Source organism: Janibacter sp. RAF52, assembly GCF_052114035.1.
GTDB lineage: Bacteria > Actinomycetota > Actinomycetes > Actinomycetales > Dermatophilaceae > Janibacter > Janibacter hoylei.
Map to the genome: position 1 here is coordinate 168,068 of NZ_JBFRDY010000005.1, position 25,063 is coordinate 193,130.

Annotated in this window: 27 protein-coding genes and 2 riboswitches; of the genes, 15 read left to right on the top strand and 12 right to left on the bottom strand. The window is 72.5% G+C overall.

Annotated features, from left to right (window positions below; translation table 11 throughout):
- Positions 1 to 6: 6 nt before the first annotated feature.
- Complete coding sequence (locus AB4Y78_RS08855) at positions 7 to 768, bottom strand: alpha/beta hydrolase (protein WP_441713375.1); 762 nt, start codon at positions 766 to 768, stop codon at positions 7 to 9.
- Entirely contained in the window at positions 768 to 2,024 is a 1,257-nt protein-coding gene (locus AB4Y78_RS08860; protein ID WP_306512543.1) for a glutaminase, read from the bottom strand. Before AB4Y78_RS08860 ends, AB4Y78_RS08855 begins: the two co-directional genes overlap by 1 nt.
- Before the next feature lie 162 nt (positions 2,025 to 2,186).
- On the opposite strand from AB4Y78_RS08860, the gene AB4Y78_RS08865 reads away from it, so the two are divergent.
- Positions 2,187 to 2,591: a hypothetical protein gene (locus tag AB4Y78_RS08865; RefSeq protein WP_259909604.1), complete on the top strand. Its 405-nt coding sequence runs from the start codon at positions 2,187 to 2,189 to the stop codon at positions 2,589 to 2,591.
- Positions 2,592 to 2,594: 3 nt separating this feature from the next.
- On the opposite strand, the gene AB4Y78_RS08870 is transcribed toward AB4Y78_RS08865, so the two are convergent.
- Together AB4Y78_RS08870 and AB4Y78_RS08875 are read right to left on the bottom strand one after the other, a co-directional pair.
- Positions 2,595 to 3,773 carry an endonuclease gene (locus AB4Y78_RS08870; RefSeq protein ID WP_259909605.1) on the bottom strand — a complete coding sequence of 393 codons (1,179 nt, stop codon included), beginning with the start codon at positions 3,771 to 3,773 and terminating at the stop codon, positions 2,595 to 2,597.
- A gap of 234 nt (positions 3,774 to 4,007) precedes the next feature.
- Positions 4,008 to 5,045 carry an NAD(P)-dependent alcohol dehydrogenase gene (locus AB4Y78_RS08875; protein WP_259909606.1) on the bottom strand — a complete coding sequence of 346 codons (1,038 nt, stop codon included), beginning with the start codon at positions 5,043 to 5,045 and terminating at the stop codon, positions 4,008 to 4,010.
- Positions 5,046 to 5,507: 462 nt separating this feature from the next.
- On the opposite strand from AB4Y78_RS08875, the gene AB4Y78_RS08880 reads away from it, so the two are divergent.
- Both AB4Y78_RS08880 and AB4Y78_RS08885 read left to right on the top strand, forming a co-directional pair.
- Positions 5,508 to 5,666: a hypothetical protein gene (locus AB4Y78_RS08880; protein WP_441713377.1), complete on the top strand. Its 159-nt coding sequence runs from the start codon at positions 5,508 to 5,510 to the stop codon at positions 5,664 to 5,666.
- A 25-nt stretch (positions 5,667 to 5,691) separates the two neighbouring features.
- Positions 5,692 to 5,958, top strand: coding sequence for a metal-sensitive transcriptional regulator (locus tag AB4Y78_RS08885; protein WP_441713379.1), 267 nt, complete (start codon positions 5,692 to 5,694; stop codon positions 5,956 to 5,958).
- On the opposite strand, the gene AB4Y78_RS08890 is transcribed toward AB4Y78_RS08885, so the two are convergent.
- Positions 5,945 to 6,439, bottom strand: a complete 495-nt coding sequence (locus AB4Y78_RS08890) for a hypothetical protein (protein ID WP_282071893.1) — start codon at positions 6,437 to 6,439, stop codon at positions 5,945 to 5,947. The genes AB4Y78_RS08885 and AB4Y78_RS08890 overlap by 14 nt on opposite strands.
- Before the next feature lie 125 nt (positions 6,440 to 6,564).
- Between AB4Y78_RS08890 and AB4Y78_RS08895 the strand changes: the two genes are divergently transcribed.
- Positions 6,565 to 7,545 carry a hypothetical protein gene (locus AB4Y78_RS08895; protein ID WP_441713380.1) on the top strand — a complete coding sequence of 327 codons (981 nt, stop codon included), beginning with the start codon at positions 6,565 to 6,567 and terminating at the stop codon, positions 7,543 to 7,545.
- Positions 7,546 to 7,548: 3 nt separating this feature from the next.
- Here AB4Y78_RS08895 and AB4Y78_RS08900 read toward each other — a convergent pair whose 3' ends face one another.
- Both AB4Y78_RS08900 and AB4Y78_RS08905 read right to left on the bottom strand, forming a co-directional pair.
- On the bottom strand, positions 7,549 to 8,508 hold the full coding sequence (locus tag AB4Y78_RS08900) for a GNAT family N-acetyltransferase (protein ID WP_441713381.1): 960 nt from the start codon (positions 8,506 to 8,508) through the stop codon (positions 7,549 to 7,551).
- A complete protein-coding gene (locus AB4Y78_RS08905; RefSeq protein WP_441713382.1) occupies positions 8,505 to 9,014 on the bottom strand; it encodes a DUF4919 domain-containing protein in 510 nt (169 codons plus the stop codon). Before AB4Y78_RS08905 ends, AB4Y78_RS08900 begins: the two co-directional genes overlap by 4 nt.
- 117 nt (positions 9,015 to 9,131) lie before the next feature.
- Between AB4Y78_RS08905 and AB4Y78_RS08910 the strand changes: the two genes are divergently transcribed.
- From AB4Y78_RS08910 to AB4Y78_RS08945, 8 genes are all read left to right on the top strand, one after another.
- Complete coding sequence (locus tag AB4Y78_RS08910; protein WP_441713383.1) at positions 9,132 to 9,812, top strand: GTP pyrophosphokinase; 681 nt, start codon at positions 9,132 to 9,134, stop codon at positions 9,810 to 9,812.
- 97 nt (positions 9,813 to 9,909) lie between these two features.
- Positions 9,910 to 10,078: riboswitch (cyclic di-AMP (ydaO/yuaA leader) on the top strand.
- A 6-nt stretch (positions 10,079 to 10,084) separates the two neighbouring features.
- On the top strand, positions 10,085 to 10,846 hold the full coding sequence (locus AB4Y78_RS08915) for a C40 family peptidase (protein ID WP_282071897.1): 762 nt from the start codon (positions 10,085 to 10,087) through the stop codon (positions 10,844 to 10,846).
- Positions 10,847 to 11,161: 315 nt separating this feature from the next.
- Positions 11,162 to 11,319: riboswitch (cyclic di-AMP (ydaO/yuaA leader) on the top strand.
- Complete coding sequence (locus AB4Y78_RS08920; protein ID WP_441713384.1) at positions 11,318 to 12,139, top strand: C40 family peptidase; 822 nt, start codon at positions 11,318 to 11,320, stop codon at positions 12,137 to 12,139. It overlaps the preceding riboswitch by 2 nt.
- Positions 12,140 to 12,243: 104 nt before the next feature.
- A complete protein-coding gene (locus tag AB4Y78_RS08925) occupies positions 12,244 to 13,980 on the top strand; it encodes an AMP-dependent synthetase/ligase (protein WP_441713386.1) in 1,737 nt (578 codons plus the stop codon).
- Positions 13,981 to 14,062: 82 nt separating this feature from the next.
- Positions 14,063 to 14,716 (top strand): class I SAM-dependent DNA methyltransferase, encoded by a 654-nt coding sequence (locus AB4Y78_RS08930; protein WP_441713388.1) that lies wholly within the window; start codon positions 14,063 to 14,065, stop codon positions 14,714 to 14,716.
- On the top strand, positions 14,713 to 15,906 hold the full coding sequence (locus AB4Y78_RS08935) for a winged helix DNA-binding domain-containing protein (protein ID WP_441713389.1): 1,194 nt from the start codon (positions 14,713 to 14,715) through the stop codon (positions 15,904 to 15,906). The genes AB4Y78_RS08930 and AB4Y78_RS08935 overlap by 4 nt, the downstream gene beginning before the upstream one ends.
- 105 nt (positions 15,907 to 16,011) lie before the next feature.
- The gene (locus AB4Y78_RS08940; protein ID WP_441713390.1) at positions 16,012 to 16,968 is read left to right on the top strand and encodes an intradiol ring-cleavage dioxygenase; all 957 of its coding nucleotides are present in this window, start codon (positions 16,012 to 16,014) and stop codon (positions 16,966 to 16,968) included.
- Positions 16,969 to 16,987: 19 nt separating this feature from the next.
- Entirely contained in the window at positions 16,988 to 17,407 is a 420-nt protein-coding gene (locus tag AB4Y78_RS08945) for an ankyrin repeat domain-containing protein (RefSeq protein WP_441713391.1), read from the top strand.
- A 40-nt stretch (positions 17,408 to 17,447) separates the two neighbouring features.
- Here AB4Y78_RS08945 and AB4Y78_RS08950 read toward each other — a convergent pair whose 3' ends face one another.
- The 3 genes from AB4Y78_RS08950 to AB4Y78_RS08960 are packed head-to-tail and all read right to left on the bottom strand — an operon-like array spanning position 17,448 to position 20,544.
- On the bottom strand, positions 17,448 to 19,340 hold the full coding sequence (locus tag AB4Y78_RS08950; protein WP_441737058.1) for a hypothetical protein: 1,893 nt from the start codon (positions 19,338 to 19,340) through the stop codon (positions 17,448 to 17,450).
- A 30-nt stretch (positions 19,341 to 19,370) separates the two neighbouring features.
- Positions 19,371 to 20,144 (bottom strand): HEAT repeat domain-containing protein, encoded by a 774-nt coding sequence (locus AB4Y78_RS08955; RefSeq protein ID WP_265230278.1) that lies wholly within the window; start codon positions 20,142 to 20,144, stop codon positions 19,371 to 19,373.
- A 25-nt stretch (positions 20,145 to 20,169) separates the two neighbouring features.
- Positions 20,170 to 20,544 carry a hypothetical protein gene (locus AB4Y78_RS08960; RefSeq protein WP_306514550.1) on the bottom strand — a complete coding sequence of 125 codons (375 nt, stop codon included), beginning with the start codon at positions 20,542 to 20,544 and terminating at the stop codon, positions 20,170 to 20,172.
- A 139-nt stretch (positions 20,545 to 20,683) separates the two neighbouring features.
- On the opposite strand from AB4Y78_RS08960, the gene AB4Y78_RS08965 reads away from it, so the two are divergent.
- Together AB4Y78_RS08965 and AB4Y78_RS08970 are read left to right on the top strand one after the other, a co-directional pair.
- Positions 20,684 to 21,214, top strand: coding sequence for a DUF4919 domain-containing protein (locus AB4Y78_RS08965; RefSeq protein ID WP_306514549.1), 531 nt, complete (start codon positions 20,684 to 20,686; stop codon positions 21,212 to 21,214).
- Positions 21,211 to 22,131 (top strand): hypothetical protein, encoded by a 921-nt coding sequence (locus AB4Y78_RS08970; protein WP_441713394.1) that lies wholly within the window; start codon positions 21,211 to 21,213, stop codon positions 22,129 to 22,131. The genes AB4Y78_RS08965 and AB4Y78_RS08970 overlap by 4 nt, the downstream gene beginning before the upstream one ends.
- A gap of 13 nt (positions 22,132 to 22,144) precedes the next feature.
- Here the strand turns inward: AB4Y78_RS08970 and AB4Y78_RS08975 are convergent, their stop codons facing one another.
- Both AB4Y78_RS08975 and AB4Y78_RS08980 read right to left on the bottom strand, forming a co-directional pair.
- Positions 22,145 to 23,692, bottom strand: coding sequence for an MFS transporter (locus AB4Y78_RS08975; protein ID WP_441713395.1), 1,548 nt, complete (start codon positions 23,690 to 23,692; stop codon positions 22,145 to 22,147).
- Positions 23,689 to 24,297, bottom strand: coding sequence for a TetR/AcrR family transcriptional regulator (locus tag AB4Y78_RS08980; protein WP_072625904.1), 609 nt, complete (start codon positions 24,295 to 24,297; stop codon positions 23,689 to 23,691). The genes AB4Y78_RS08975 and AB4Y78_RS08980 overlap by 4 nt, the downstream gene beginning before the upstream one ends.
- Positions 24,298 to 24,633: 336 nt before the next feature.
- Between AB4Y78_RS08980 and AB4Y78_RS08985 the strand changes: the two genes are divergently transcribed.
- A complete protein-coding gene (locus tag AB4Y78_RS08985) occupies positions 24,634 to 24,975 on the top strand; it encodes a DUF2200 domain-containing protein (RefSeq protein WP_441713396.1) in 342 nt (113 codons plus the stop codon).
- Positions 24,976 to 25,063: the final 88 nt, after the last annotated feature.

A 25,063-nucleotide genomic window follows, 5' to 3' on the forward strand; every position in this document is an offset into this window, starting at 1 on the left:
AGGAGGTCAGGACAGCGGGTTTCGCCCCGCGTCGGCCTCCCCCTCGGCGGCGGCGTCGCCGAGGTCCCGACCGGCGAAGCGGGCCACGACCTCGAGGCACTCGTTCGGCGCCTCCCACAGGTCGTTGTGCGTGCGGCCCGGCACGACGACCCGCTGCGACGACGAGATCCCTCGTGCCAGCTGCTCACTCATCACCAGCGGCACGAGGTCGTCACGCTCGCCGTGGACGAGCAGCGTGGGGACGTCGATGCGGCCCACCAGCCCGTCGGTCTCCCACCGGTCCGGCACGAGCCGGCGCGGGAAGACCCGTGCGACCCGCTGCACCATCGCGGTCATTGAGGTGAAGGGCGAGATGAGCACGAGACGTCCACGCCCGCCGTCGTCGTGGAGGACTCCCTCCGCGGCCAGGTGTGCGGCCACCGACGAGCCGAGCGACTCACCCACGAGCACCGTCCGCTCCGCGCGAAGGGAGAGGTGCGCCAGCCCGTCGCGTGCAGCCGCGAGGATCGCCTCCTGGTGCGGACGTCCCGCCGCCGGGCCGTAGCCGGGGTACTCCACGGCCGCGAAACCGAGGCCGTGCCGGGCGAAGAGCCCGGCGAGCGGGCTGATCGAGGCCAGGTCGGAGCCGTTGCCGTGGAGGTAGACGATCGTGCGACCGCCCTCGGGGGCCGGCGCGTGGACGAGGTGGGTGCCTGCCGCCGTCGTCTCGACGGGCAGGCCGCCCTCCGGGTCCCACGCGGGGACGGGGTAGATGAGTCGGCGCAGCATCACTGGTCGGCCAGGAGCGGGAGGCGCCGCCCGTCGCCGGGGTCGGCATCGGGTATGACGTCGTCGGTGTCGACGAGGTAGACCTCGTGCCCGTCGAGGCGCAGCCGGCGCGCCGTCTCGAGCAGCATCCGCCGGCCGACGTCGGTCACCGAGTGCACGCCGGTGAGGTCGAGCACGACGGCATGCTGCTCGGGCGGGTCCTGCGAGAGCCGGCGCGCGACGAGCTCTGCGCCGCTGAAGCCGATGGTGCCCGACAGGTAGTAGGTGCGCATGGACTCGCCGCCGCGCTGGACGACCCGCGTCGACTGGATCACCGAGCGGGCTGGCGGCGCGACCTGCATGAGGTGCATGCCCATGTCCCTCGAGAGCCGCGCGAAGGCCTCGACGCCGCGGACGCTGTTGCCGTGCTCGTCGAGCGGTGGCGCGAAGGTCGCCAGGCCAGCCTGCCCGGGCAGCGCCCCGATGATGCCGCCGCCGACGCCGCTCTTGGCCGGGATGCCCACCGAGGAGACCCAGTCGCCCGCGGAGTCGTACATGCCGCAGGTGAGCATGACCGACATGACGTGGCGGACCTGGGCGCCGGTGAAGACCTGCTTGCCGGTCACCGGTTGCACGCCGCCGTTGGCGAGGGTCGCCGCCATGAGCGCGAGGTCGCGCGCGGTGACGAGCACGGCGCATTGGCGTGAGTAGGCGCTCACGACCTCCTCCGCCGAGTCGGTGAGGATGCCGTGGCTACGCAGCATGTGGGCGATGGCCAGGTTGCGGTCGGCGGTGGCGACCTCCGAGCGCCACACGTCCTCGTCGACGGACAGCTCACGACCGGCGAGGTCGGACAGGAACCGGATGATCCGCTCGACCCGCTCGTGGGGCGCGGTGTCGGGCTCGCCGACGAGGGAGTGGGCGGTGATCGCCCCGGCGTTGATCATCGGGTTGCGCGGGCGGCCACTGGCGTCGAGGGAGAGCTCGTCGAAGGGTTCGCCGCTCGGCTCGACGTCGATCCTCTCCAGGACCTGCTCCAGTCCGTGGTCGCGCACGGCGAGCCCGTAGACGAAGGCCTTGGAGATCGACTGCATCGTGAACTCGTGCTCGGCGTCGCCGACGGCGTAGACCTCGCCGTCGATCGTCGCGAGCGCGATGCCGAAGCGGTCGGGGTCGACCTTCGCCAGCTCGGGGATGTAGGAGGCGGGCTCGCCCCCCTTCGTCGCGGAGCAGGCCTCGGCGACCTCGGTCAGGTAGTCGGGCACGGGAGAGCGCATGTCCCGATCCTGTCAGGCGAGGGCGAAGGGAGGAACCGGCCGCGCGATCGCGACCGCAGCCCCTCACGGTCAGGCGAGCGGTCCGCGTGAGGGTCAAGGCCGGGAGGGAACCGGGACGTGCTCCAGCACGTCCCATCCACGACACCGACCCAGGGAGCACCGATGCACCGCCGACCCACCGCCGTCCTCCTTGCAGCCACCGTCCTGCTCCCGGCAGGGTGCGGACTCGCCGAGCGGGAGCAGCCGCCCGTCCCCATGACCATCACCGCGAACGACTGGAACGGCTGGGACCCCGACCACGAGTCCACCGAGACGACGACCGAGGTCGAGGCGGTCGGGGGCCAGACGTTCCGCGTCGACGACGACCTCGAGATCACCTTCACCGACGTCGGCGACGACAAGGTCGAGATCCGCACGACGGACGCGATGTCGCCGGTCAACGACGGCGGCGGGATCAACCTGCTCGACCCGGAGCACGACTTCAGCGTGGAGCGAGGGACCCCGCTGGAGCTCGCCACCCCGACGACGGACGCGGGCACGACCTACGAGCTGACCCTCACCGACTGAGCCTCACCAGATCGACTCGACCCACTCGGGGTGGTCGATGAAGGGATTGCGGTTGCCCTGCCAGTTGTCGAAGATCCGCTCGTTGCGCCGCTGCTCGAAGGCGTCGGGCGGGTCCTCCTGGCTCCACTGCTTGAGCACCGAGAGCCGCCCCATGTAGGGGTTGGACCCGTTGTTCACCTGGTCGTTGACCTCGAGGTCAACCCGGTCGCCCGCCTCGTAGCGCACCGCCATGTAGAAGATCATCCGGGCCACGTCGCCCTTGACCTCGTCGCGCGGCTCCCACGAGTCGCTGTCGGAGTAGTTGCCGGGAGCCTCGTCGTTCTCCCTGCCGCCGTTGTCGAAGTCGAGGTTGCCCCGGTCGCTGTTGACCGTGACGTCGGTCGGGCGCAGGTGGTGCAGGTCGGTGCCCGGGCCGTTGGACGTGCCGAAGTCGCCGTGGCTCTTGGCCCAGACGTGCTCGCGGTTCCAGTTGTCGGCGGCGCCGCCGTTGTTCGACTTCGGCGAGCTCGTGCCCTTGTAGAGCAGGACGACGTTGTTGGTGTTCTGCGGGTCCTCGTCGACGTCCTTGATGCCGTCCCAGACCTGGTCGTAGGACAGGACCCGGTTGTTGCTGATGATGTCGTGGAGCTTCGACTTCAGGGCCGAGCCGGTCAGGCCCGAGGCGCCGTCGTAGTAGCTGCCGGGGTCGGTCGGCTCGCCTGGGTCACCGGGGTCCTCCGGGTCCTCGGGGGTGGTCCCGTCGGCCAGGCCGATGGCGCTCGTGCCGGTCAGCCCGGGGTGGGAGAAGTAGCGGGCGAGGGCTCCGGTGACGTCGACCTGCTGGCCCATGAGGTCGGGGTTGGACGCCAGACCCCACTGGGCGCGCAGTGCCGAGGGCACCTGGACGTAGAGGACCTTCGAGGTGTCGCTCTCCCCCTTCGTCGCTGCGATCGTGATGGCGTAGTCGGTGGGGAAGCCGCTAGTCACGACCCGGTCGGTCGCGGTCGGCTGGCCGACGACGTAGCCGCGGACGGTCTGGGTGGACCCGTCCTGCTGGCCGAGGGCCGCGGTGACGGTGAGCGGGGTCGCGGCGGCCTGGCTGGCGGCGGCGGTGACCGTGAGCGCCTGCGAGGGCAGGCTCGGCAGGGCGACGAGAGCGGCCGCGGCGGAGATGCCGACGAGCCGGCGGAGCGTGCGGGACATGGGTGGACCTCACGGGTGGGCGAAGGGGGTCGCCCCCCATGCTCGCGACGCTCCGGTCCCCGTGGGTGAACAGCAGGTCAGGGCCCGGTCCGGGTTTCCCCTCGTCCGAGCCGGACCATGGTTCGGCTGGCCGAGCACCTGCTGTGCCGGCACAGCAGGTCGTCCCGGTGCATCCCGCGACGTTGATCCGTCGTCAGAGCCCCGGGACGACCTGCCGTGCTCAGGGTGTGTGCCTCAGATCGTCGCGGCGTCGATGACGAAGCGGTAGCGCACGTCGGAGGCGACGACGCGGTCCCAGGCCTCGTTGACCTTGTCGGCCGGGATGACCTCGATCTTGGCGCCGATGCCCTTCTCGGCACAGAAGTCGAGCATCTCCTGGGTGCCGGGGATCCCGCCGATGTTGGAACCGGCGAGGGCCTTGCTGCCGCCGATGAGGGAGAAGACCGGGACCTCGAACGGCTCGGCCGGGGCGCCGACGTTGACCAGGGTGCCCTCGGGGGCGAGCAGCGACAGGTACTTCTTGATCGGCAGGTCGGCGCTCACGGTGTTGAGGATGAGATCGAACTTCCCCCGCAGGTCGGTGAAGGTCTCGGCGTCGCTCGTCGCCCGGTAGTCGGTGGCGCCGAGCGCGAGGCCGTCCTCCTGCTTCTTCAGCGACTGAGAGAGCACGGTGACCTCGGCGCCGAGGGCGACGGCCAGCTGGACTCCCATGTGCCCGAGTCCGCCCAGACCCACGACCGCGACCTTGGAGCCCTCGCGCACGCCCCAGCGGCGCAGCGGGGTCCACGTCGTGATGCCGGCGCACAGCAGCGGGGCGGCGACGTCGAGCTCGAGGCCCTCGGGGATCTTCAGCGCGAAGTCGGCGTCGACGACGACGTGCGTCGAGTAGCCGCCCTGCGTGATCATGCCGTCGCGGTCGGTCGCGTTGTACGTGCCGATCGCGTCGGGGCAGTACTGCTCGTGGCCCGCCCGGCAGGCATCGCACTCGCCGCAGGAGTTGACGAGGCAGCCGACGCCCACGCGGTCACCGACGGCGTGCTTCGTCACCTCGGAGCCGACCTCGGCGACGGTGCCGGCGATCTCGTGGCCGACGACGATGGGGTACGGCACGTCGCCCCACTCGGCGCGGGCGGTGTGGATGTCGCTGTGGCAGATGCCGGCGTAGGCGATCTCGATGAGGACGTCGTTGGGGCCGACGTCCCGACGCTCGATGGTCGTCGCGGTCAGGGGTTCGGTGGCGGACGGGGCCGCCCAGGCCTTCACGGTGCGCACGGGGCGCTCCTCTCGAGTTGGACGAAGGGGGAACCCCCTCAGTCAACTCCTGCTCCCCGCGAGGACCAAACGCGGCCTGAGCCCGGTGGCGCGCCCCCTCGGGCGCTGACGGCTCGGGGCGCGCCACCCCCTCGCCCCTGGGCGTGGATATCGACGATGGACGCGGTCATTGCCGCGCCCATCGTCGACAAGTGCGCCAGGACGTCGAGACGGGACGACAAAGGGCCTTCACTCCGCCCACATCCACCTCTCTGGTCGAGGTGAGGTCACCTCTGGCGCTCAGGCGTCGACGGTCTGCTGCTCCCAGGCCGCGTACGCGCCGACGAGGTCGGTGACGTCCGGGTGGCCGACCGAGCGCAGCAGGCTCGCCGCCATGCGCATGGCCCGGAGGGTCATACCCCCGGGTGTATATGTCGACCCAGCTCGGCGGACGCAGACCGAGCCAGTCGTCGCTGTTGCCACATGGCTGCCCCTCTCCGGGCAGGCATGCGCGCACAACGCCGGTGGGTTGGACGAAGGCAGGGTGAGTTCAGTCCCAGCAATGTCGTCGTGCGCGCCGACGGCGACGTCCGCACCCGCCTCGACACCGCTCTGGCCTCGCTGCCGAGCAGGGTCTCCTGACCCACCGACCCCGAAGGAGAGAGACATGGTCACCCTCGACATGGAGGACATGGGCCCGGTCGTCAACCGACTGCGCCGCGCCCAGGGTCAGATCGGCGGCGTCATCCGCCTCATCGAGGAGGGGCGCGACTGCAAGGAGGTCGTGACCCAGCTCGCCGCAGCGAGCCGCGCCCTCGACCGCGCGGGCTTCGCCATCGTCTCCTCGGGCCTGCGAGAGTGCCTCTCCTCGCCCGAGGGGGTCGACGAGGACGACCGCGCCGCGATGGAAAAGCTCTTCCTCACCCTCGCCTGACGCCCGGCGGCGGGGGCGGCTGACCGGGCGGCGGCCCACCCACACCCGGAGGGTGCGGGGAGGCCTGCGCCGCAGCGGGACCCGCGGCCTGCCACGGGGTGAGCCCGCGCTGCATCCCGTCGGCGATCTGCTCGATGGCTCGACCGCTGCTGCGCCAGCCGCCGGCCTCGGTCTCCCACACGAAGGTCCAGCCCTCACGCACCTCGACGTGCCAGTGCCGCCCGAAGACCATCCGGCCGAGCAGGGCGAAGGGCAGGACGAGCAGCAGCAGGAGCAACTCCAGGGCGACGACCAGGGCGACGATGGCGATGGGGATGATGAGGATCAGCAGCAGGACACCGATGATCATGCTGATCGGGTCGTCGCCGAGCCCCGACCCGCTGGGGACCTGCCACCAGTCCCCGATGCTCGACCTGCGGCGCCACGGCATCCAGCGCCTCGAGACCCGCCACGTCCTGCCCTTGGGGTCGACGACCTTCATGGCTCTCCCCTTCGTCCTGTCGGGCCCCACTCTGCCAGCGCGGGCGCCGCGCGCCGTGGGGAGCGCTCCCCATCGAGACCGGCCGTGACCGCCCGATAGCGTCCGTCGCGACGAAGGGAGCAGACATGGCCGTGACGGAGGGCGGGGACCCGCAGCGGATGAACGAGGTGAGCGGGCAGCTCGCCGACAGCGCGGGCCTGATCCACGACATCGCCCAGCGCGGCACCGGACAGCTGGCCCTCCTGCTCGCGAGCTGGTCGGGCCCCGACGCGGAGGGCTTCGCGCACGCGTGGCCCGATGCCCGGTCGGCCCTGGCCCGGGCAGAGACCTCGTGCCGCACGATGGCGACCGAGCTGCAGCAGCAGGCCGACGACCAGGAGCGCGGGAGCGCGGCGCGGGCCAGCGCGGGCGCGAGCACCGGGCGCGCGCTCGGCACGGGCGCGCCCGACTCCCTCGCCGGGCCGCGGGCGCAGATCGGTCTGGGCGTGCCGGACCTGCCGCTCGCAAACGAGATCACCGCACCGGCAGCACCCCCGCCGCCCTCCGACGACCCGCTCGAGGGGCAGCTCGGCGAGATCCCGCCCGAGGTCGCCGCGCAGTGGGAGACCTACACGGACGACGAGCGCCGGGCGATCCTCGAGCAGATGGTCCTCGAGCAGGCGGAGGAGTACGGGATCGACCCACCCCCGCTCGTGAAGTTCGGTGATGCGGACGGCGATGCCGGCGCCTACTACGACCCCAACCTGTGGAACCGCGGTCGCGGCCGGGTCGTCATCGACGACTCCGACCTGGCCAACCCCGACGTGCTCAACACCGCGTCCCACGAGACCCGCCACGCCATGCAGCAGCAGGCCGTGGAGGACAGGACGACGAGCTGGTGGGAGGACTGGCGCGGCGTCGAGCCGACCTACGACAACGGGGTCACGCCGGAAGAGGTGGACGCCTGGCACGACAACCAGGGCGACTACACCGAGTGGGATGAGGACCCGCAGGGCTATGTCGACCAGCCGCTCGAGGCCGATGCCTTCGAGGAGGAGCGTCGCCGTGCCGAGGAGCTCACCCCCGAGGAGCTCGACCGGCTGCTCGAGGCCTCGGAGTCCGGCTGACCCTCAGGTCTCCCGGTCGACGAGCCAGCGCAGCAGCGGCGCGACGTCGTCCGGCAGCGGCTCGTCGACGGCCGTCCAGCGGACCTCGTCGATCTCGGCCGCCGGGTGCACGACCGGCCCGCTGACGTGCGACAGGTGAGGGTGCCGGAAGACGCTCGCGATGAGCGGTCGGCCCGCCTCGTTGGCGGCCGCGGTGCGGTGGACGGCGACGAGCTCGAGCCGCTCCGCGTCGAGCACGAGGCCGAGCTCCTCCTCGACCTCGCGCAGCGCGCACTGCGCGGCGGTCTCGCCCGGCTCGGGCTTGCCGCCGGGGTGCATGAAGGCGGCGGTGCCACGCTTGCGCACCGTGAGCACCCGCCCTCCGGCATCGCGCAGGTCGACGGCGCTGACGACGATCGCGTCACCGACCTCACGGGGTCGGTCGCTCGCGAGCGCCGCGTAGGCGAGGGTGTCGGTCCACTCGCCCTTGCTGAAGAGGTCCTGCCGGTGGGTCGCCTCGTGACGCATGCCGAGGCGCTCGCACAGCGCGGCCGAGGCGAGGTTACGGGCATCGAGCTCGGCGACGACGCGGTGCACGCCGTGGTGGTCGAAGGCGTGGTCGAGCACCGCCGCGGCGGCCTCCGTCGCGAAACCCCGCCCGGCGACGTCGGGGTGGAAGGACCACCCGACCTCGCACGTGGCGCCGGTCGCGTCCCTGGCCCACACGGCGACGTCACCGACGACCCGCCCCTCGTGCTCGACGACGAGGGCCAGCGCCCGCCGCGGCCCGTCGAGCCCGGTCCGCTCGACGCGCTCGGCGATGCGCTCCCGGGCGATGGCCGGGGTCCACGGGGGCTCGAGCAGGTGACGCGCCACCTGCGGGTCGCCGTAGTACGCGAGGCTGGCGTCGAGATCGGCGTGGGTGTATGGCCGCAGCAGCAGCCGCTCCGTGGTGATCGGCAGCAGCGAGGTCGAACCCGTCATGCCGGGTCGAGGACGAACCACACGTCCGGCCCGTCGACGACCTCGTGCACGTCGACGACCCGACCGTCGACGGTGCGCGTGGCCTGGCGACGGGGGGTGACCCCCTTCGCTCGCATGACGTCGTACTCGTCGGCGACGCGCAGGACCGACCACGGGCGCTCCTGCGTGCCGTCGCCCGTGGCGAGGACGCTCGCGACGGACAGCGTGTGCAGGGTGGCTTCGCGACGGGCGGCGTCGTCCTCACCCAGCGCTTCGTGCGCTGCGGCGAGCAGGCGGTGGGCCAGGGGGTTGAGGGCGGCACCGGGCATCTTGGCGTGGACCGCGTCGAGCGCCTCGCGGTGGCGCCCCGCCTCGAGCAGCGGGATGACCCCCCGCAGGTCGACGTCGGGGTCGAAGCTGCCCGAGGACCGCACCGCGTGGCGCAGCGCGGCCAGGTTGGCGGGAGTCTGCTCGGTCAGGTACCGCGTCACGAGCTCGCGCAGCGTCTGGGCGTGGGCCTCGGTCATCGTCCCTCCTCGGGTGGTCTGCCCCGACCGTATCCGCCGCGCGGGAGTGCAGGCCACGCTCGGCTGGCTCCCAGACACGATGCCTAGGGTGGTCACGCACCCCACCCCGGAGACGCCATGACCGAGCCCACCGCCGCGCCCCCGCCCACGGAGCCCGCCGCCGCGCTGCCCGAGGAGGCGATCCGGAGGTTCGCGCAGATCCGGGACGAGTTCACCCGGATGATGCTCGGCTACCGCTTCGGGATGGAGCAGGTCGCGACCCGGCTGGAGATCCTGCGCGAGGAGTTCACCGAGCTGCACCTCGACAACCCGATCGAGCACATCTCGACGCGGGTGAAGTCCCCCGAGTCGATCCTCGAGAAGGCGGCGCGTCAGGGCGTCGAGCTCGACATCCCGCAGCTGCGCGAGCACATCACCGACATCGCGGGCGTACGGGTCATCTGCTCCTTCGTCGCCGACGTCTACCGGCTCATGGCCGCGCTCACCGACCAGCCGGACATCACGCTGCGGGTCGTCAAGGACTACATCGCCAACCCCAAGCCCAACGGCTACCGATCGCTGCACGTCATCCTCGAGATCCCCGTCTTCCTCTCCTCGGGTCCGGTGCAGGTGCCGGTCGAGGTGCAGTTCCGCACGGTCGCCATGGATTTTTGGGCGAGCACGGAGCACAAGATCTTCTACAAGTACGAAGGGGACGTCCCGGCCGATCTGCGGCAGCGGATCACCGACGCGGCCGGCACGGCGGCCCGGATGGACGAGGAGATGGCGCAGCTGCACCGGGCGGTGCACGGGGACTGAGCAGGTCCCGGGCATCCCGTCCACAGGCCCTGTTACCAATTCGTGTCCACATGCCCTACTCTTCTCCCGACCCCACACACGGGGGTTGCCACCGGGTCGCCGAATCCTGCCAGCCCGAATGGCCCCTGACACGTCACGGCAGGAGCGGGGGACCCACCGATCCACGGCACTCGTGCCTTGGGGTGCAGTCCTCTCGGTCTTCGGACCGGAAGGGCGGGGTGCTTCTCCACCTCAACCCGACAGCTAACTCCGTAGGCGCAGGAGAGTTCGCCATGTCGATGTTCTACACCGGGCGCCACCGCGCCCCCAGCACGTCCTCCCAGACCGGCAAGCGTGCGGGCGCGACCATGGTCGCCGTCGCGGCCGTCAGCCTCGGTACCGCCACCGCCGGTGCGCAGAGCGCGACCGCCGCCCCCGCGACGCAGTCGACCCAGTCGGCCACTGCCAAGGCCTCCTTCTCCGGTCTGGTCAAGCAGGGCTCGCGCGGCACCGTCGTCAAGCAGATCCAACGCAAGGTCGGCGTGACCGCCGACGGCGTCTTCGGCCCGAAGACCAAGGCGGCCGTCAAGCGCTGGCAGAAGCGCAAGGGCCTGGCCGCCGACGGCATCGTCGGTCCGCGCACGGGCACCAAGATGGGCCTGAAGTCGTCGAGCAGCCGCTCGACCTCGACCCGCTCCTCGCGCACCTCGACCCGCTCGGTCTCCAGCAGCTCGGTCCTCTCGACCGCCTCCAGCCTCGTCGGCACCCCGTATCGCTCCGGCGGCACGACGCCCTCCGGCTTCGACTGCTCGGGCTTCACCAAGTACGTCTACGCCCGCCACGGCAAGACCCTGCCGCGCACGGCCGAGCAGCAGCGTCGCGCCACGAACCGCGTCTCCTCGCCCCGGGCCGGCGACCTCGTCTTCTTCGGCGCCCCGGCGTGGCACGTGGGCATCTACGCCGGCAACGGCAAGATGTACGACGCCGGCAACTCGCGCGTCGACACGACCAAGCGCGCCATCTGGACCAGCGCCGTCACCTACGGCCGCGTCTGATCCGACCGGCCCAGCCGTCCGCCACGAAGGGCGGTCCCGACCACGGTCGGGACCGCCCTTCGTCATGCCACCCCACCGCATTTCCCTAGGGAAATGACCACCCCACCCCCCTGACGGCCACCCCAGCCCGCATTTCCCTAGGGAAATGCGCACCCCCGCCCGTATCTGCCTAGGGAAATGCGGGGTGGGAGCGGCGGGGTAGGAGAGGGCGGGCAACCGGGGCGCGTTACCAATCCGTGACCATGTGATCTATGGTCGACCGCGGCCCGGACGCATGTCGGGCACCGTCGGGGCACGCCGAGTCCCACCACCCCGACGGATCCCCTGCAGAACCGGTGGGAGCGGAGGACCCAACCTCTGGCCGCGAGGCCTCGGGGTGAAGTCCACCGGCTCGGCCCCTGCCGAGCCATCGGACGGGGTGGTCTCCACCCCAACCCGACAGCTAACTCCGCAGGCGCCAGGAGACACAGCATGAGCACCTTCCACACCCCGCGTCACGGCGCACCCCGAGCCCGCGCCGCCGCCTCCCGCGTCGGCGCCTTAGTCCTCGCGGCCACCGCCCTCGGCCTCGGCGCCTCGACCGCCTTCGCCGGCAGCGCCTCCGCCAACGGCGGGCCGCAGGCCCCGACGACGCAGTCCTCGACCGCCGGCGGCGGGCAGAGCAGCGACTCGACGAGCAGCTCCAGCAGCTTCACCGACATCGTCCGCGTCGGCGACACCGGCGGTGTCGTCGAGCAGATCCAGGACGAGGTCGGCGTGAGCGCCGACGGCCTCTTCGGCTCCGAGACCGAGCAGGCCGTCACGCAGTGGCAGGCCGAGCACGGCGTGGCCGCCGACGGCGTCGTGGGCCCGGAGACCGGCTCCGAGATGGGCCTGACCGAGAGCGGCTCCACCAGCGGCCAGGCGACCGCGGCGGCCTCGACCGACGGCGGCACCGCGGAGATCTCGACCGCGAGCACCTCCGACTCCTCGATCGTCAGCACCGCCCGCAGCCTCATCGGCTCGCCCTACGTCATGGGCGGCACGAGCCCGTCCGGCTTCGACTGCTCCGGCTTCGTCCAGTACGTCTACGACACGGCGGGCAAGGAGCTGCCGCGGACGACCGACCAGCAGCAGGCGGTGGCCACCCCGGTCTCCGACCCGCAGCCCGGCGACATCGTCTTCTTCGGCAACCCTGCGTACCACAACGGGATCTACGCCGGCGACGGCAAGATCATCGACGCGGGCAACTCGAGCACGGGCGTCACCGAGCGCGAGATCTGGACCGACGACGTGTCCTACGGCCGCTTCTGAGCGACCCGATGACGCAGGCCCCCGACCCCACCGGTCGGGGGCCGGCGTCCTGTCGTGAGACACTGACCTTCTACACATGTAGTCGCACCATGAGGAGACCGGCCGTGACCCGCACCCACGCCACCGGGGGCCCGCTCGAGCTCACCCAGGCGGACCTGCTCCCCCTTCGCCCCTGGCGTCGGGCGCACGAGGAGCCCGCCCATCCGTCCTTCGCCCGCTGGGTCGACGACGCTTGGGAGACCATCACGGCACGGCACCACCTCGCCGCCCTGACGTCCGCCGCCCGCGGGCTCGTCGCGAGCGGCGTGGAGGCCGGCGACCGGGTCGCGCTCATGGCCGACACCCGCTACGAGTGGCTGCTGCTCGACGAGGCTGTCTGGGCCGTCGGCGCGGGCACCGTCCCCGTCTACCCCTCCTCCTCGGCCGGGCAGCTCGAGTGGATCCTGCGCGACTCCGGCGCCCGCCTGCTGCTCGTCGGCACGGCCGACCAGGCCGAGACCGCCCGCGGCCTCGGGCTCGACGTCGAGGTGCTCGTCATCGACGAGGACGCCCTCGAGGTCCTCGGCGAGCGCGGTCGGCAGGTGCCCGAAGCGCGCGTCATCGAGCGTCGCGACGCGGTCACCCTCGACGACCTCGCCGGCATCGTCTACACCTCCGGCACCACCGGCCGGCCGAAGGGCGTGGTCCTCACCCACCGTCACCTCGCGGCCGAGGTCGCCGGGTGCCTCGACCATCCCATCGGCTCGGTGGGCCGACCGGGGCGGCGGATCCTCATCTTCCTGCCGATGGCCCACGTCCTCGCCCGATCGGTCGCCTACATCGCCGCCCAGTCCGGCGCGACGGTCGGCTTCTGGGCGGACTTCGGCAGCATCGTCGACAAGCTCGGCTCCTTCCGCCCGCACATGGTCGTCGGCGTGCCGCGCGTCTTCGAAAAGGTCCACGACGGCGTCCGCAGCAAGGCCTCGGGGCAGCGACTGTCCGCCGTCGTCTTCACGAAGGGGGAGCAGGTCGCCCTCGCGTGCAGCCGCGCCGTCGGCGAGGGCGAGGGTCGGCCGAGCCTGCCGCTGCGCCTCGCGCACGCGGTCTTCGACCGACTGCTCTACACCAAGGTCCGCGCCGCGCTCGGCGGCGAGATGGAGTACGTCATCAGCGGTGGCGGGGCGCTCGGCGAGCGCCTCGGGCACTTCTTCCGCGGGGTCGGCGTGCCCGTCCACGAGGGCTACGGCCTCACCGAGACGTGCGCGGCCATCACGGTCAACGGCCCAGGCGTCCAGCGCGTCGGCACGGTCGGGCGGCCGCTGCCCGGCAACGAGGTGCAGGTGACGGACGACGGGGCGATCAGCGTCCGTGGCGCCGTCGTCACCGACGGCTACTGGGGCAACGACGAGGCCACTCGCGAGGCGATCGTCGACGGCTGGTTCGCCACCGGCGACCTCGGCACGCTCGACGACGACGGCTACCTGACGATCACCGGGCGGGCCAAGGAGATCATCGTCACCGCCGGCGGCAAGAACGTCTCCCCGGGCCCCCTCGAGGACGTGCTGCGCACCCACCCCCTCGTCTCCCAGGCCATGGTCGTCGGCGACGGACGCCCCTTCGTTGGCGCGCTCATCACCCTCGACCCCGATTGCGAGCGACCCGCCGACCCGCAGGCCGAGCTCCAGCAGGTCGTCGACGAGGCCAATGCCCTGGTGTCCAGGGCCGAGGGGATCAAGCGCTTCGTGGTCCTCGACGACGACTTCACCGAGGAGAGCGGCGAGCTCACAGCGACGCAAAAGCTCAAGCGGCACGTCATCACCCAGCAGCGCGCCGACGTGATCGAGGGGCTCTACCGGCGCTGACCGCCCTCGGCGAGAGATGAGCAGCAGCGGCTGCTGAGGCAGCGCACCTGCCGCCGTCGGTGGCGGCTGGCAGGCTGGGCCCATGGACGAGACTCAGGAGGGGCACCACCAGCACCCAGACGATGGGACGCACTTCGACGACAAGGCGGCGACCTGGGACGACGACCCGGACAAGCAGCGGCAGTCCGGTGAGGTGGCGGCGGCGATCGCGGCGAGGGTCCCCCTTCGCCCGCGCGTCCGGCTCCTCGAGTACGGCGCCGGCACCGCGCTGGTGACAACGGCGCTGCTGCCGCACCTGCCGGAGGCCGAGGTGACGCTCGTCGACAGCTCCTCGGGGATGCGGCGGGTGCTCGCCGACAAGGTCGCCGACGGCAGGCTGCCCTCGCCGACACGCGTGTGGGGCCTCGACCTCGAGGCCCAGCCGGTGCCTCCGGAGCGCTTCGACCTCGTCGTCACCTCCAACGTCCTGCACCACGTCGGTGAGCTCGACCGGGTCCTCTCGGGCTTCGCCGAGCTCCTCGACAGCGGTGGGCACGTCGGGGTGGCCGACCTCGACCGCGAGGACGGCAGCTTCCACGACCACGACTTCGGCGGGCACCACGGCTTCGACCGCAGCGAGGTCGCCGCGCGGCTCGAGTCCGCGGGCTTCGCCGACGTGACCGTCGGCGACGCTGGCCGGGTCGTCAAGGGAGGCCGCGGGTACCCGGTCTTCCTCGCGGTCGGCCGACGCCCATGACCCGGCTCGTCACCGACGCGGAGCGGCGCGCCCGCCTCGCTACGCGGCAGGCGCTCCACCCCGAGCACCGGGCCGACGACGTCGTGGGTGCAGCCCGGGCGGTCGTCTGCCTGCACGCGACGGAGGCGGCCACCGTGCACCTCGCGGTGGGGGCACGGACGACGGGGGTCACCCCCTCCGACGTCGAGGGGGCCCTCTACGACGACCGCAGCATCGTCAAGCAGCTGGCGATGCGCCGCACGCTCTTCGCCTTCCCCCGCGACCTGCTGCCCGCCGCGCTCGCCGTCGCCCGCGGCCGGATCGCGTCCGAGCAGCACCGGCTCGTCTCGCGCGACGCCGCCCGCCACGGCATCGCCGACGACGGCGTGGCCTGGCTCGCGACCGCGGGCGCGGCAGTCGAGCGGCGGTTGGCCGGTGGCGAGGCGCTCACGGCCGCCACGCTGCGCGCCCAGCTGCCCGAGCTCACCGGCGCCATCACGGTCAACGAGGGCAAGCGCTACGGCGGCACCTTCAACCTCGCACCCCGCGTGCTCACCTGGCTCGGCGCCGAAGGGCGGATCACCCGCGGGCCCAATGCCGGCCACTGGCGCCTGTCGAAGCCCGCGTGGACCCTCATGGCCGCGTGGCTCGGGGAGGAGCCCAGCGTCCCGGACCTCGCTGCCGGCTACGCCGAGCTGGTCCGGCGGTGGCTGGAGCAGTACGGCCCGGGCACGCTCGACGACGTCCAGTGGTGGCTCGGCGCGACGAAGGGAGCGACCCGCACCGCCCTCGAGGACGTCGGCGCGGTCGAGGTCGACCTCGAGGGCGGCCGCACCGGGTGGCTCCTGCCGGACGACCTCGACCCGGTCGACGAGGTCGGGCCGTGGGCCGCGCTGCTGCCGACCCTCGACCCGACGACGATGGGGTGGAAGCGCCGCGACTGGTACCTCGACCCCGCCCACCGCGACCTGCTCTTCGACAGCAAGGGCAACGGCGGCACGACCGCGTGGTGGCAGGGGCGGATCGTCGGCGCCTGGGTCCAGGACGACGACGGGGTCGTCTCGGTCGTCGAGTGCCCGGGCACCGACCTCCCCGGCGAAGGGAGGTCCGCCCTCGCCGCCGAGGCGGCACGGCTCACCGCCTGGCTCGACGGGGTGCGGATCACCAACGTCTACTCGTCCCGCCTCATGAAGGGCGAGCCCCTGCCCTGATCGGCTCCCGACCCGCCACAGGAGGGCCACAGGGAGCCCACAGCACCGCCACGGCGCGAGCCGCGAGTGTTGCTCGTGCAGCGACCACCACGTCAGGAGCCGACCATGACCCGCCAGCAGCGCACCCGCCCCACCTACGAGGGCCGCGCCCTCCCCCGCCCTGACGACGAGCTCGTCGACCAGGGCGCCGGATTTGACGTCGCGACCCTGCTCACGCGCCGTCGGGCGCTCGGCGTCCTCGGGCTCGGACTCGGCTCGGCGGCGCTCGCCGCGTGCGGTGCCGACGGATCGGGCTCGTCGACGAGCAGCGCCACCTCGGGGTCCGCGACGAGCAGCGCCACCTCGGGGTCCGCGACGAGCAGCGCCGGCTCGTCGACGGAGATCCCCGAGGAGACCAACGGCCCCTACCCCGCCGACGGCACCGTCGACGACGTCAACGTCCTCTCCGAGTCGGGCATCGTCCGGCAGGACATCACGACGAGCCTCGACGACGGTGAGCGCGTCGACGGCGTCCCGCTGACGATGGACTTCACCGTCACGGACATGGCGCAGGGGGCTCCCTTCGCCGGGGCGGCCGTCTACATCTGGCACTGCGACGCGCAGGGCCGCTACTCGATGTACACCCAGGGCGTCGAGGACCAGACCTGGCTGCGCGGGGTGCAGGTCGCCGACGACGACGGCCGGGTGAGCTTCACGACCATCGTGCCGGGCTGCTACTCCGGTCGGTGGCCGCACATCCACCTCGAGGTCTACCCCGACGTCGACTCCGCGACCGACGTCGACAACGTCATCGCGACCTCGCAGGTCGCCTTCCCGCAGGACATGCTCACCCAGGTCTACGCCCGCGACGAGTACGACGGGTCGACCCGCAACCTCGAGGGCGTCGGTTCGGTCGAGGACGACGGGATCTTCGCCGACAGCCTCGACCAGCAGCTGGCCACGATCACCGGGAGCGTCTCGAAGGGGTACACCGCCAGCCTGGCGGTCCACGTCGACACGACGACCGAGCCCAGCGCGGGTGGCGGCATGGGCGGTGGCGGCCAGCCGCCCTCGCAGGGCTGACGCCGGGCAGACTGGGCGCATGAGCGACGTCGACGACGCCTACGCCCAGGCCACCGGGGCCGACCAGCCGCAGGACGAGGCGGTCGCGCTCGCCCACCGCCTGCTCGACCTCGCGCGGGCCGGCGACGTGGACGGCCTCGTGCCCTACCTCGATGCCGGCGCCCCGGTCGACCTGGCCGACGAGGCGGGCAACACCCTGCTCATGCTCGCCGCCTACCACGGGCAGGCGAGCCTGGTGGGCGAGCTCGCCCGTCGCGGCGCCGACGTCGACGCCCTCAACGCGCGCGGTCAGTCACCCCTGGCCGGCGCGGTCTTCAAGGGCGAGGTCGAGGTCGTGACCGCACTGCTCGAGCGCGGCGCCGACCTCGACGCCGGAGCGCCCTCGGCGCGGGCGACGGCCCTGGCCTTCGGCCGGACCGACCTGCTCCCCGGCCGCTGAGACGACACCGGCACCGTATGCGTGCCGCCCCGTGGGATGTCTAGGGCTGCTCGGGCACGAGGGCGACGAGCCCGCCGGTCACGCCCACGAGCATCGAGCCGTCCGGGCCGACGTACGTCGCGGCGTAGTGGTTGTTGACCATCGAGCCGGTGCCCGCGAGGCGACGCCACATGATCTCGCCGGTCGTCGCGTCGACCGCGGTGAAGTACCAGGCGTCGATGCCGGCGGCCGACTCCTCCTTGGTGTACGTCGCGATGACGCCGGACGCGGTCCCCTTGGAGACCGTCGACGGGATGCGGATCTCGTCGTTGGCCCACACGACCTCGCAGCCGTCGTCGGTGACGTCGATGCGGGTCAGACCCGGCTGGGTCGACCGGCCGAAGGTCGCGTCGAAGAGGTTGTACCCGTAGTTGCTCTCGACGAAGAGGGACCGGCCGATGGCGATGAGCGAGTTGTCACCGGCGCTGCGGTCCGGCGCGAAGACCGGCACGCGGCAGACCTCCTTGTCCCCCGCCCCGGCGGAGGTGTCGTAGACGACGACGTGCATGCGCGGGTCGGCGTTGTCGGTGATGGCCACGTGCCGCTCGCCGGCCATGAGCGTGGGAGTCGTGCCCGAGGCCCGACTCGTCTGCCCCGGCTTGCGCCGCGACCCCGCGTCGTAGGTCTGCTCCCAGACGACGCGCGGTGTGCCGGTCTCCCCGCTCAGGGCGACGAGCTCGCGGGAGGTGACGACCCAGGCCCGGCCGTCGGCGCCGACGGCGAAGGAGTTTTCGATGTCCGCCGCCTCGAACCGGGTCCACCCGGCGCGCCCGGTCTCGGGGTCGAGGAGACCGACCGAGCCGAGCTGCCCGACGACCCAGATCCGCCCGTCGGTGCCGGGCACGGCGGAGTTGATGCCCTCGCCGTCGGCAAGACCGTCGCTGATGTCGAACTCGTCCACGGGCGCGATCTGCGGGTCGCCCGCGTCGTCGGCGACCCGCCACCGGGTGATCCGACCGTCGGAGGTCGGCAGGACGACGCGCTGGTCGGCGTCGAGGACGGCGTAGCCGCCTCCCGCGAAGTTCGTCGCGAAGTCGGCCCGGAAGGGCCGGTCGGCCACGTGCTCGCGGGCGAGCACGTCGAGGGTGTCGGGGTCGAGCACGTTGAGCGTCACGCGGGTGGCGTTGACGCAGACCGCGACGAGGCGCTCGTGCTCGTCGCGCAGGACCGAGGCGCACACCCCGCCGAGGTGACGTCGGATGACCTTGGCCTGCCGCGGGTCGAGGACGTCGCGGTCGGTGTAGGCGTCGGTCATCGCGGCGTCGCCGTGGATGTTGCTGTCGGGGTTGGGCGCGAGCTGCGGTGACTGCTCGGCCGGCTCACCCTCGAGCTCGCCCTGCGGGGTGACCCGGTCGACGTCGAGGTCGGTGCTCAGGGCACTCGACAGCGGCCCGACGGGGATCGTGCGGCTGCTCGCCCCGAGCGCGGCGAGCGCGAGGACCCAGACGGTGAGCAGGGCGACGGTGACCCGACCGGCGCGGGAGCGGCCGAGGTCGCGGGTGCTCTCGGCGCGCGAACGCCAGAGCACGAGGAGGGTCGCCGCGGCGACGACCGCGAGCGGGATGCCGTGGACGATCGGGGCCGCGGTGGTCATGCCGCGCTGGCCGGGCGCGAGGGCCACGACGAGGGCGACGACCGAGAGCACGGCGGCGGCCCGCCGCGAGCCGGGGGTGCGCCGGTGCAGGGCGACGGCCACCGCGACCATGGCGACGGGCAGCAGCGCCACGACGAAGGGGAGGCCCAACGCGATCGTCGTCGGCAGGTCTGCACGCCGCCCCTGGGCCCCGACGGCCCGCGGCGAGGTGAGCAGGTTGTCGATCGTCGCGATCGGCGAGGCCACGAGCAGTGCCTGCAGGCCGATCAGGGCTTGGAGGAGTAGGGTCCGGGAGCGCATGCGCCCCATTGTAGCGTGAACCCGGGCGGCTCAGGCGGTGCCGGACCGGTCCGTGAGCAACCACCCAGCGGTGATCGACAGCCAGGCGTCGTCGCCGTCGCGCAGACGACGCAGCACGTCGTCGACCTCGGGCAGATCGAGGGCGGCGAGGGCCTCGACGGCGGGCAGCACGACCTCCTTGTCGTCCGTCGCCACGACGTGGAAGAGCTCCGGGGCGGCCGGGCGGGCCGCGGGGTCGCCGATACCCAGGAGCGCCTCGGCGGCGTGCCGGCGCACGGAGCTGTCGGGGTCGGACAGGCGGCCGGCGAGGCCCTCGACCGCGGCCTCTCCGGCCTGCTCGAGGGCGCGGGTCAGCTCGCGGCGACGGAACTCCTCCTCCACCCCCAGGGCGTCGACGAGTGCGGTGACGGCGCCCGGGGTGCCGATGCGGCCCAGCGCCCACCACGCCTTGGCCGCGACCGCGTCGTCCTCGTCGTCGGCCAGGGGAAGGATCTCGGCGACCGACTCGGGCCGGCGGATCTTGCTCAGGGCGTGGAGCACCTGGACCCGGCCGGGCCCCTCGGCGAGGGAGTCGTCGCGCAGCGCCTCGACGAGCAACGGGTAGGTGGAGGTGTGCCGGGTGACGACGGCCCAGGTCAGGGTCTCGCGGACGTAGAAGTCCGGCTCGGTGACGAGCAGTCGCACGAGGTCGGCGGCCACCGTCTCGTCCGCGTGGGTGCCGAGCCACAGCGCGGCGCGCTGCCGCACCGAGGGGTCGTCGTGCCGCGCCGCCTGCAGGGCCTGGTCGAAGGGAGTGCCGCTCACGTCGACCGACGCTACCGGCTCGGCGCTACTCGACCGACATCTCCTCGTACGTCACCGTCCACTGCTCGTCACCGGCGGTGAAGGTGACGGGCTCTCCCTTCGTCACGGTGACGTGGGAGACCTCGGCACCGTCGGAGGTCACCGGCTCGCTCGTCGTGACGGTCGCCGTGTCCCCCTCGACGGTCTCGACGGTGAGGGTGAGCGGCTCGTCACCTGCGCCGAGGTCCACGCTCTGGCCCTCCACGGCGAGGAGCTTGACCGGGTCGCCGCCGGCGCCGGGCTCGATGCGCAGGCGGAAGGGGTACCCGCTCGTCCCGCCCTCGTCCGGCTCGGCGCCGCCGCACGCGGTGAGGGCGAGCAGCAGCATGACGGCGACCAGGGCGAAGGGAGTGCGAGACATGACGGGAGCCTCCTGTCGGCGGGGTGGGCACGACCATCTTCGCCGACGCTCCGGTCCGCCGCAGCGGGGAGTGCTCCCCTGGGCAGGCGGGGTCGGCGCGCCCTAGTTTGGGACGCGACGACGACCACCGGGAGACACGATGGACCACGACACCGAGGCCGGGGCGCAGACCTTCGGCGACCTCGTCAGGGACTACGTACGACACCCTGACGACGAGCGACTGCACGCGCTGCGCAAGGCGGTCACCCGCTCGAGCAGCTTCGACCCGGACCTCGAGCTGCACTCGGCGATGGCGCCGCTGCTGCGCCGCGGCGACCACGTGGCCGTCGTCACGGGCATCACCGAGCAGATGCCAGGTGCGGCGCTCAACCCGTCGGCGCACCGGCTGCTGTCCTTCGCGCTCGCGGCGCTCGGCGAGCACGCCGCCTCCGAGCGCGAGGCCCGGATGTCGCGGCTGTCGGTGTCGAGCGTGCTCGCCACCGGCGACGGCTCCCACGAGCGCCCGTGGTCGGTCCTGCGGGTCGCCGACGAGTACGACATCCTGCGCACCCGCAAGGTCCGCGTCGGCAGCCAGTCGACCCGTCGTGAGGAGGGGCGCGTCCTCGACCGCCACGAGAGCCCCGACGGGCAGGTCACGTGGTTCGTCCTCGACCCGGCGGGCGCCAGATGAGCCCAGTCAGCCACGGCGCCGACGCCGCACGCCTGCACGAGATCGCCCGGTCGCTGCAGCGGTCGAGCAGCGACCTCGACGGGCTGGTGACGTCCGGGCACGCCTTATCCCGGGTCCTCGCCGAGGTGTGGTCCGGCCCCGACTGCGAACACTTCATCGGGTCGGACTGGCCCGCGGCTGCCCAAGGGCTGGAGCGGGCCGCCCGCACGCTCGAAGAGGCCTCCTCGATCGCCGAGCGCAATGCGGGCGAGCAGGAGGACGGCAGCGCAGGGACTGGCGGCGGCAGCGGCGTGCCCGCGGACCCACCGCCCCGGGGCTCGGGCCCCGGAGGCGCAGCCGACGAGGGGCAGTCGCGCGACCCCGAGGAGTACGGCGACCTGCCGCCCGAGGTCCGCGAGGCCTGGGAGGGCTACAGCGAGGACGAGCGGCGCGCGATCGTCGAGCAGATCATCAAGGAGCGCGCCGAGCACTACGGCACGGGGATGCCGGACATCAACTGGGACGAGGACATGAGCGGCAACGGCGCCTGGCTCGAGGACTGGTGGTTTGCCAACGAGGTCTACATCAACCCCAACATCCTCGACGACCCGATGATCCTGCACACCGTCTACCACGAGATGCGGCACGCGGCCCAGCACCAGGCGATCGACGACGCCGACACCTTCTGGTGGTGGGAGGACCCGGAGTACCACCACGGGATGACGCCGGAGGAGGTCCAGGAGTGGGAGGACAACTTCGGGGACTACGAGTCCGCCCCGAGCGAGGAGGACTGGGAGGAGGGCCCGGAGGCGGCGCAGGAGCAGTACGACCGGTACTTCGAGCAGCCCGTCGAGGTCGACGCTCGTGAGGAGGGCGCGGAGTTCGTCGAGGGGATGACCCCGGAGGAGCTCGAGCGGCTGCTCGAGGCGTCGAAGTAGGCTCCGACCCCGCTCAGTGGGCGGCGCCGGTGATGTCGGTCCCCCGCGGGGTGAGGACGAAGACCGTGGCGGCGACGGTCAGCATGAGCAGGCCCCCGGCGACGCCGGCGACCTGGAGCGAGGCGGTGAAGGCCTCGCCCGCGTCGGCAGCCAGGCGGGGCAGACCGAGCTCGTCGGCGGTCGCCACGGCCGCGCCGAGAGACTCCTCGGCGTGCCGGGCGGCCTCGGGGCCGGCCTGCTGGAGCGCCGCGGAGTCCTGCAGGTGCGTGCGGTAGACGAGCGCCGAGACGCTGCCGAGGACCGCGACGCCGAGGGTGCCGCCGAGCTCGTAGGAGGTCTCCTCGAGGGCGCCGGCGTTGCCGGCCTTGTCCTCGGGCGAGCCCATCATGACCATCGCCGAGGCGATGGCGAGCGACCCGGTGCCGGCACCGACGAGCAGCATGGCGGTGAGCACGAGCGGGTAGGTCACCTCGTCGGGCCCCAGCCCGACGGCGAGCAGACCGATCCCGGCCAGCCCCAGTCCCGAGGCGAGCACCGTCCGGGCCCCGACGACCCGCGCCAGCGGCGGCGCGGCGAGCGAGGCGACCGCACCGGCGAGCGCGACGGGGATGAGCTTGATGCCGGACTCGATGGGGCTGGCGCCCTCGACGAGCTGCAACCACTGGGTGAGCAGGAGCATGGCGGCGAGCATAGCGAAGGTGGTGCCGAGCGCCGCGATGATGCCGGCGGAGAAGGGCCGGCTGCGGAAGAGACCGACGTCGAGCAGCGGGGAGTCGCTGCGCAGGCAGCGCCGGACGAAGACGGTGAGCGCGCCGACGCCGATCGCCAGGGCCAGCAGGGCCGGCGGGTGGGTGAAGCTCGCCTCCTTGCCGAAGGACTTCACCGACCAGACGAAGGCGACCATGCCGACGAGGGCGAGCACGGCGGCCGTGACGTCCCACCGTCCGGCGCCCTCGACCCGGGACTCGGGCAGCACGACCAGGCCGGCGATGATCGCCGCGACCATCAGCGGCACGTTGACGAGGAAGGCCGCGTGCCAGGAGAAGTGCTCGAGGAGGAATCCGCCGACCAGCGGCCCGACCGCCGCCCCGAGACCGGAGACCGCAGCCCAGATGCTCAGCGCCGTGGCCCGCTGGGCGGCGTCGGTGAAGATCACCCGGATGAGCGAGAGCGTGTTGGGCATGATCATCGCGCCGCCGATGCCGAGCAGGGCGCGCAGGACGATGACCGCCTCGGCCGTGTCGGCGACGAGGACGAGCAGCGAGCTGACGAGGAAGATCGCGTAGCCGAGCAGCAGCATGCGCCGCCGGCCCCATCGGTCGGCGACCGCCGCCCACGGGACGAGGAGCCCGGCGAGGACGAGGGAGTAGACGTCGACGATCCACAGCTGCTGGTTGGCCGTGGGTCGCAGCTCGGCCGCCATGTCCGGCAGCGCGATGTTGAGGATCGTCATGTCCATCGTGATGACGAGCAGGCTCGCGCTGAGGACGGCGACCGCCGCCCAGGCGCGGCGGGTCGACACCTGGGTGGAGGCGGCGGTCGAGGTGGGGGTCGTGGTCATCGGGGGTCACTCCCTTCGGTCGTGGTGGTGGCTGTGGTGGGGGCGGACATGAGGGCGCGGAAGACCCGGGCGAGGGTCTCGGCGGAGACGGGCTCGTCGTGCAGCCCGGCGTGGAGGGTGGCGCCGTCGAGGTAGAGGCCGATCGCCTCGGCGACGTAGGGGTCGAGGTGACGGGCGAGGATCTCGACGAGCCGGTCGGTCCAGCGCAGCGCGAGCTCGCGCAGTCTCGGGTCGTCGCCGAGCCCGGAGTGGACGAGCTCGAGGTCGGCGCGCACCGCCCGCTCGTCGCTGAGGAAGGCGTGCATCTCCTGCGCCAGTCGCTCGGGGGCGTCGTCGAGCGGCAGCAGCTGCGCCTCGACTTCGGCCAGGCCCGCGTCGATGAGGTCGGAGAGCGACTGCAGGGCCAGCTCGCGCAGCTCGTCGAGGGAGGAGAAGTACTGCGTCGTCGAGCCGAGCGAGACCCCGGCGCGGGCCGCGACGGCGCGGTGGGTGAGCGAGGAGGCGCCGCCCTCGACGATCAGCTCTGCGGCCGCATCGATGATCGCGCGGCGCCGCCCCTCGGGGTCGCGCCGCCCCGGAGCCGGCCGGTCCTGCGTGGAGCCCACGGCCCCTCCCTTCGTTGTTGTACATCCGTACATGTACATGTGTACAGGATCGAAGGGGGGAAACGCCACCCCGGTGCTCGTCGCCGACGACGAGGACCACGAGCTCGTGGTCGAGGTGACCTTCGACGGGCTGACCCAGCGACTCGACGTGGCCACCGGGGAGCTCGACCGCGGTGCGGCCGAGGGGCTCTCCGCCCGGCCCCAGCGGATCGACTCACCGTGCCCCGACGCCCGGCCTTGCCAGCTGCAGACGGGCTGCGCGTGGCGCCCTCACGCCGACCGCGCCACCCGGTCGGCACCACCGCTGCCCTGCGGATCCCGACCTAGGCTGGCCACATGCACCGGATCTTCACGACCGCCGTCGCCGACGTCTACCCGCACTACGTCACCAAGGTGGCGAAGAAGGGGCGCACCCAGGACGAGCTCGACGAGGTCATCCGGTGGCTCACCGGCTACGACCAGCTGGCTCTCGAGCGGCACCTGGCCGAGGGGACGACCTTCGAGGACTTCTTCGACCAGGCGCAACTCAACCCGGCCTCCGAGCTCATCACCGGATCGGTGTGCGGGGTCAAGGTGCAGGAGGTCGAGGACCCGCTGATGCGCCGGATCCGCTACCTCGACAAGCTCGTCGACGAGCTGGCCAAGGGCAAGGCGATGGACAAGGTGCTGCGCGCCTGACCCTGCCCCGTATTTCCCTAGGGAAATACGGACCCCGCGCGCATTTGCCGAGGACAATACGGACTGGTGGGTCCCCGACGTCGGAGGC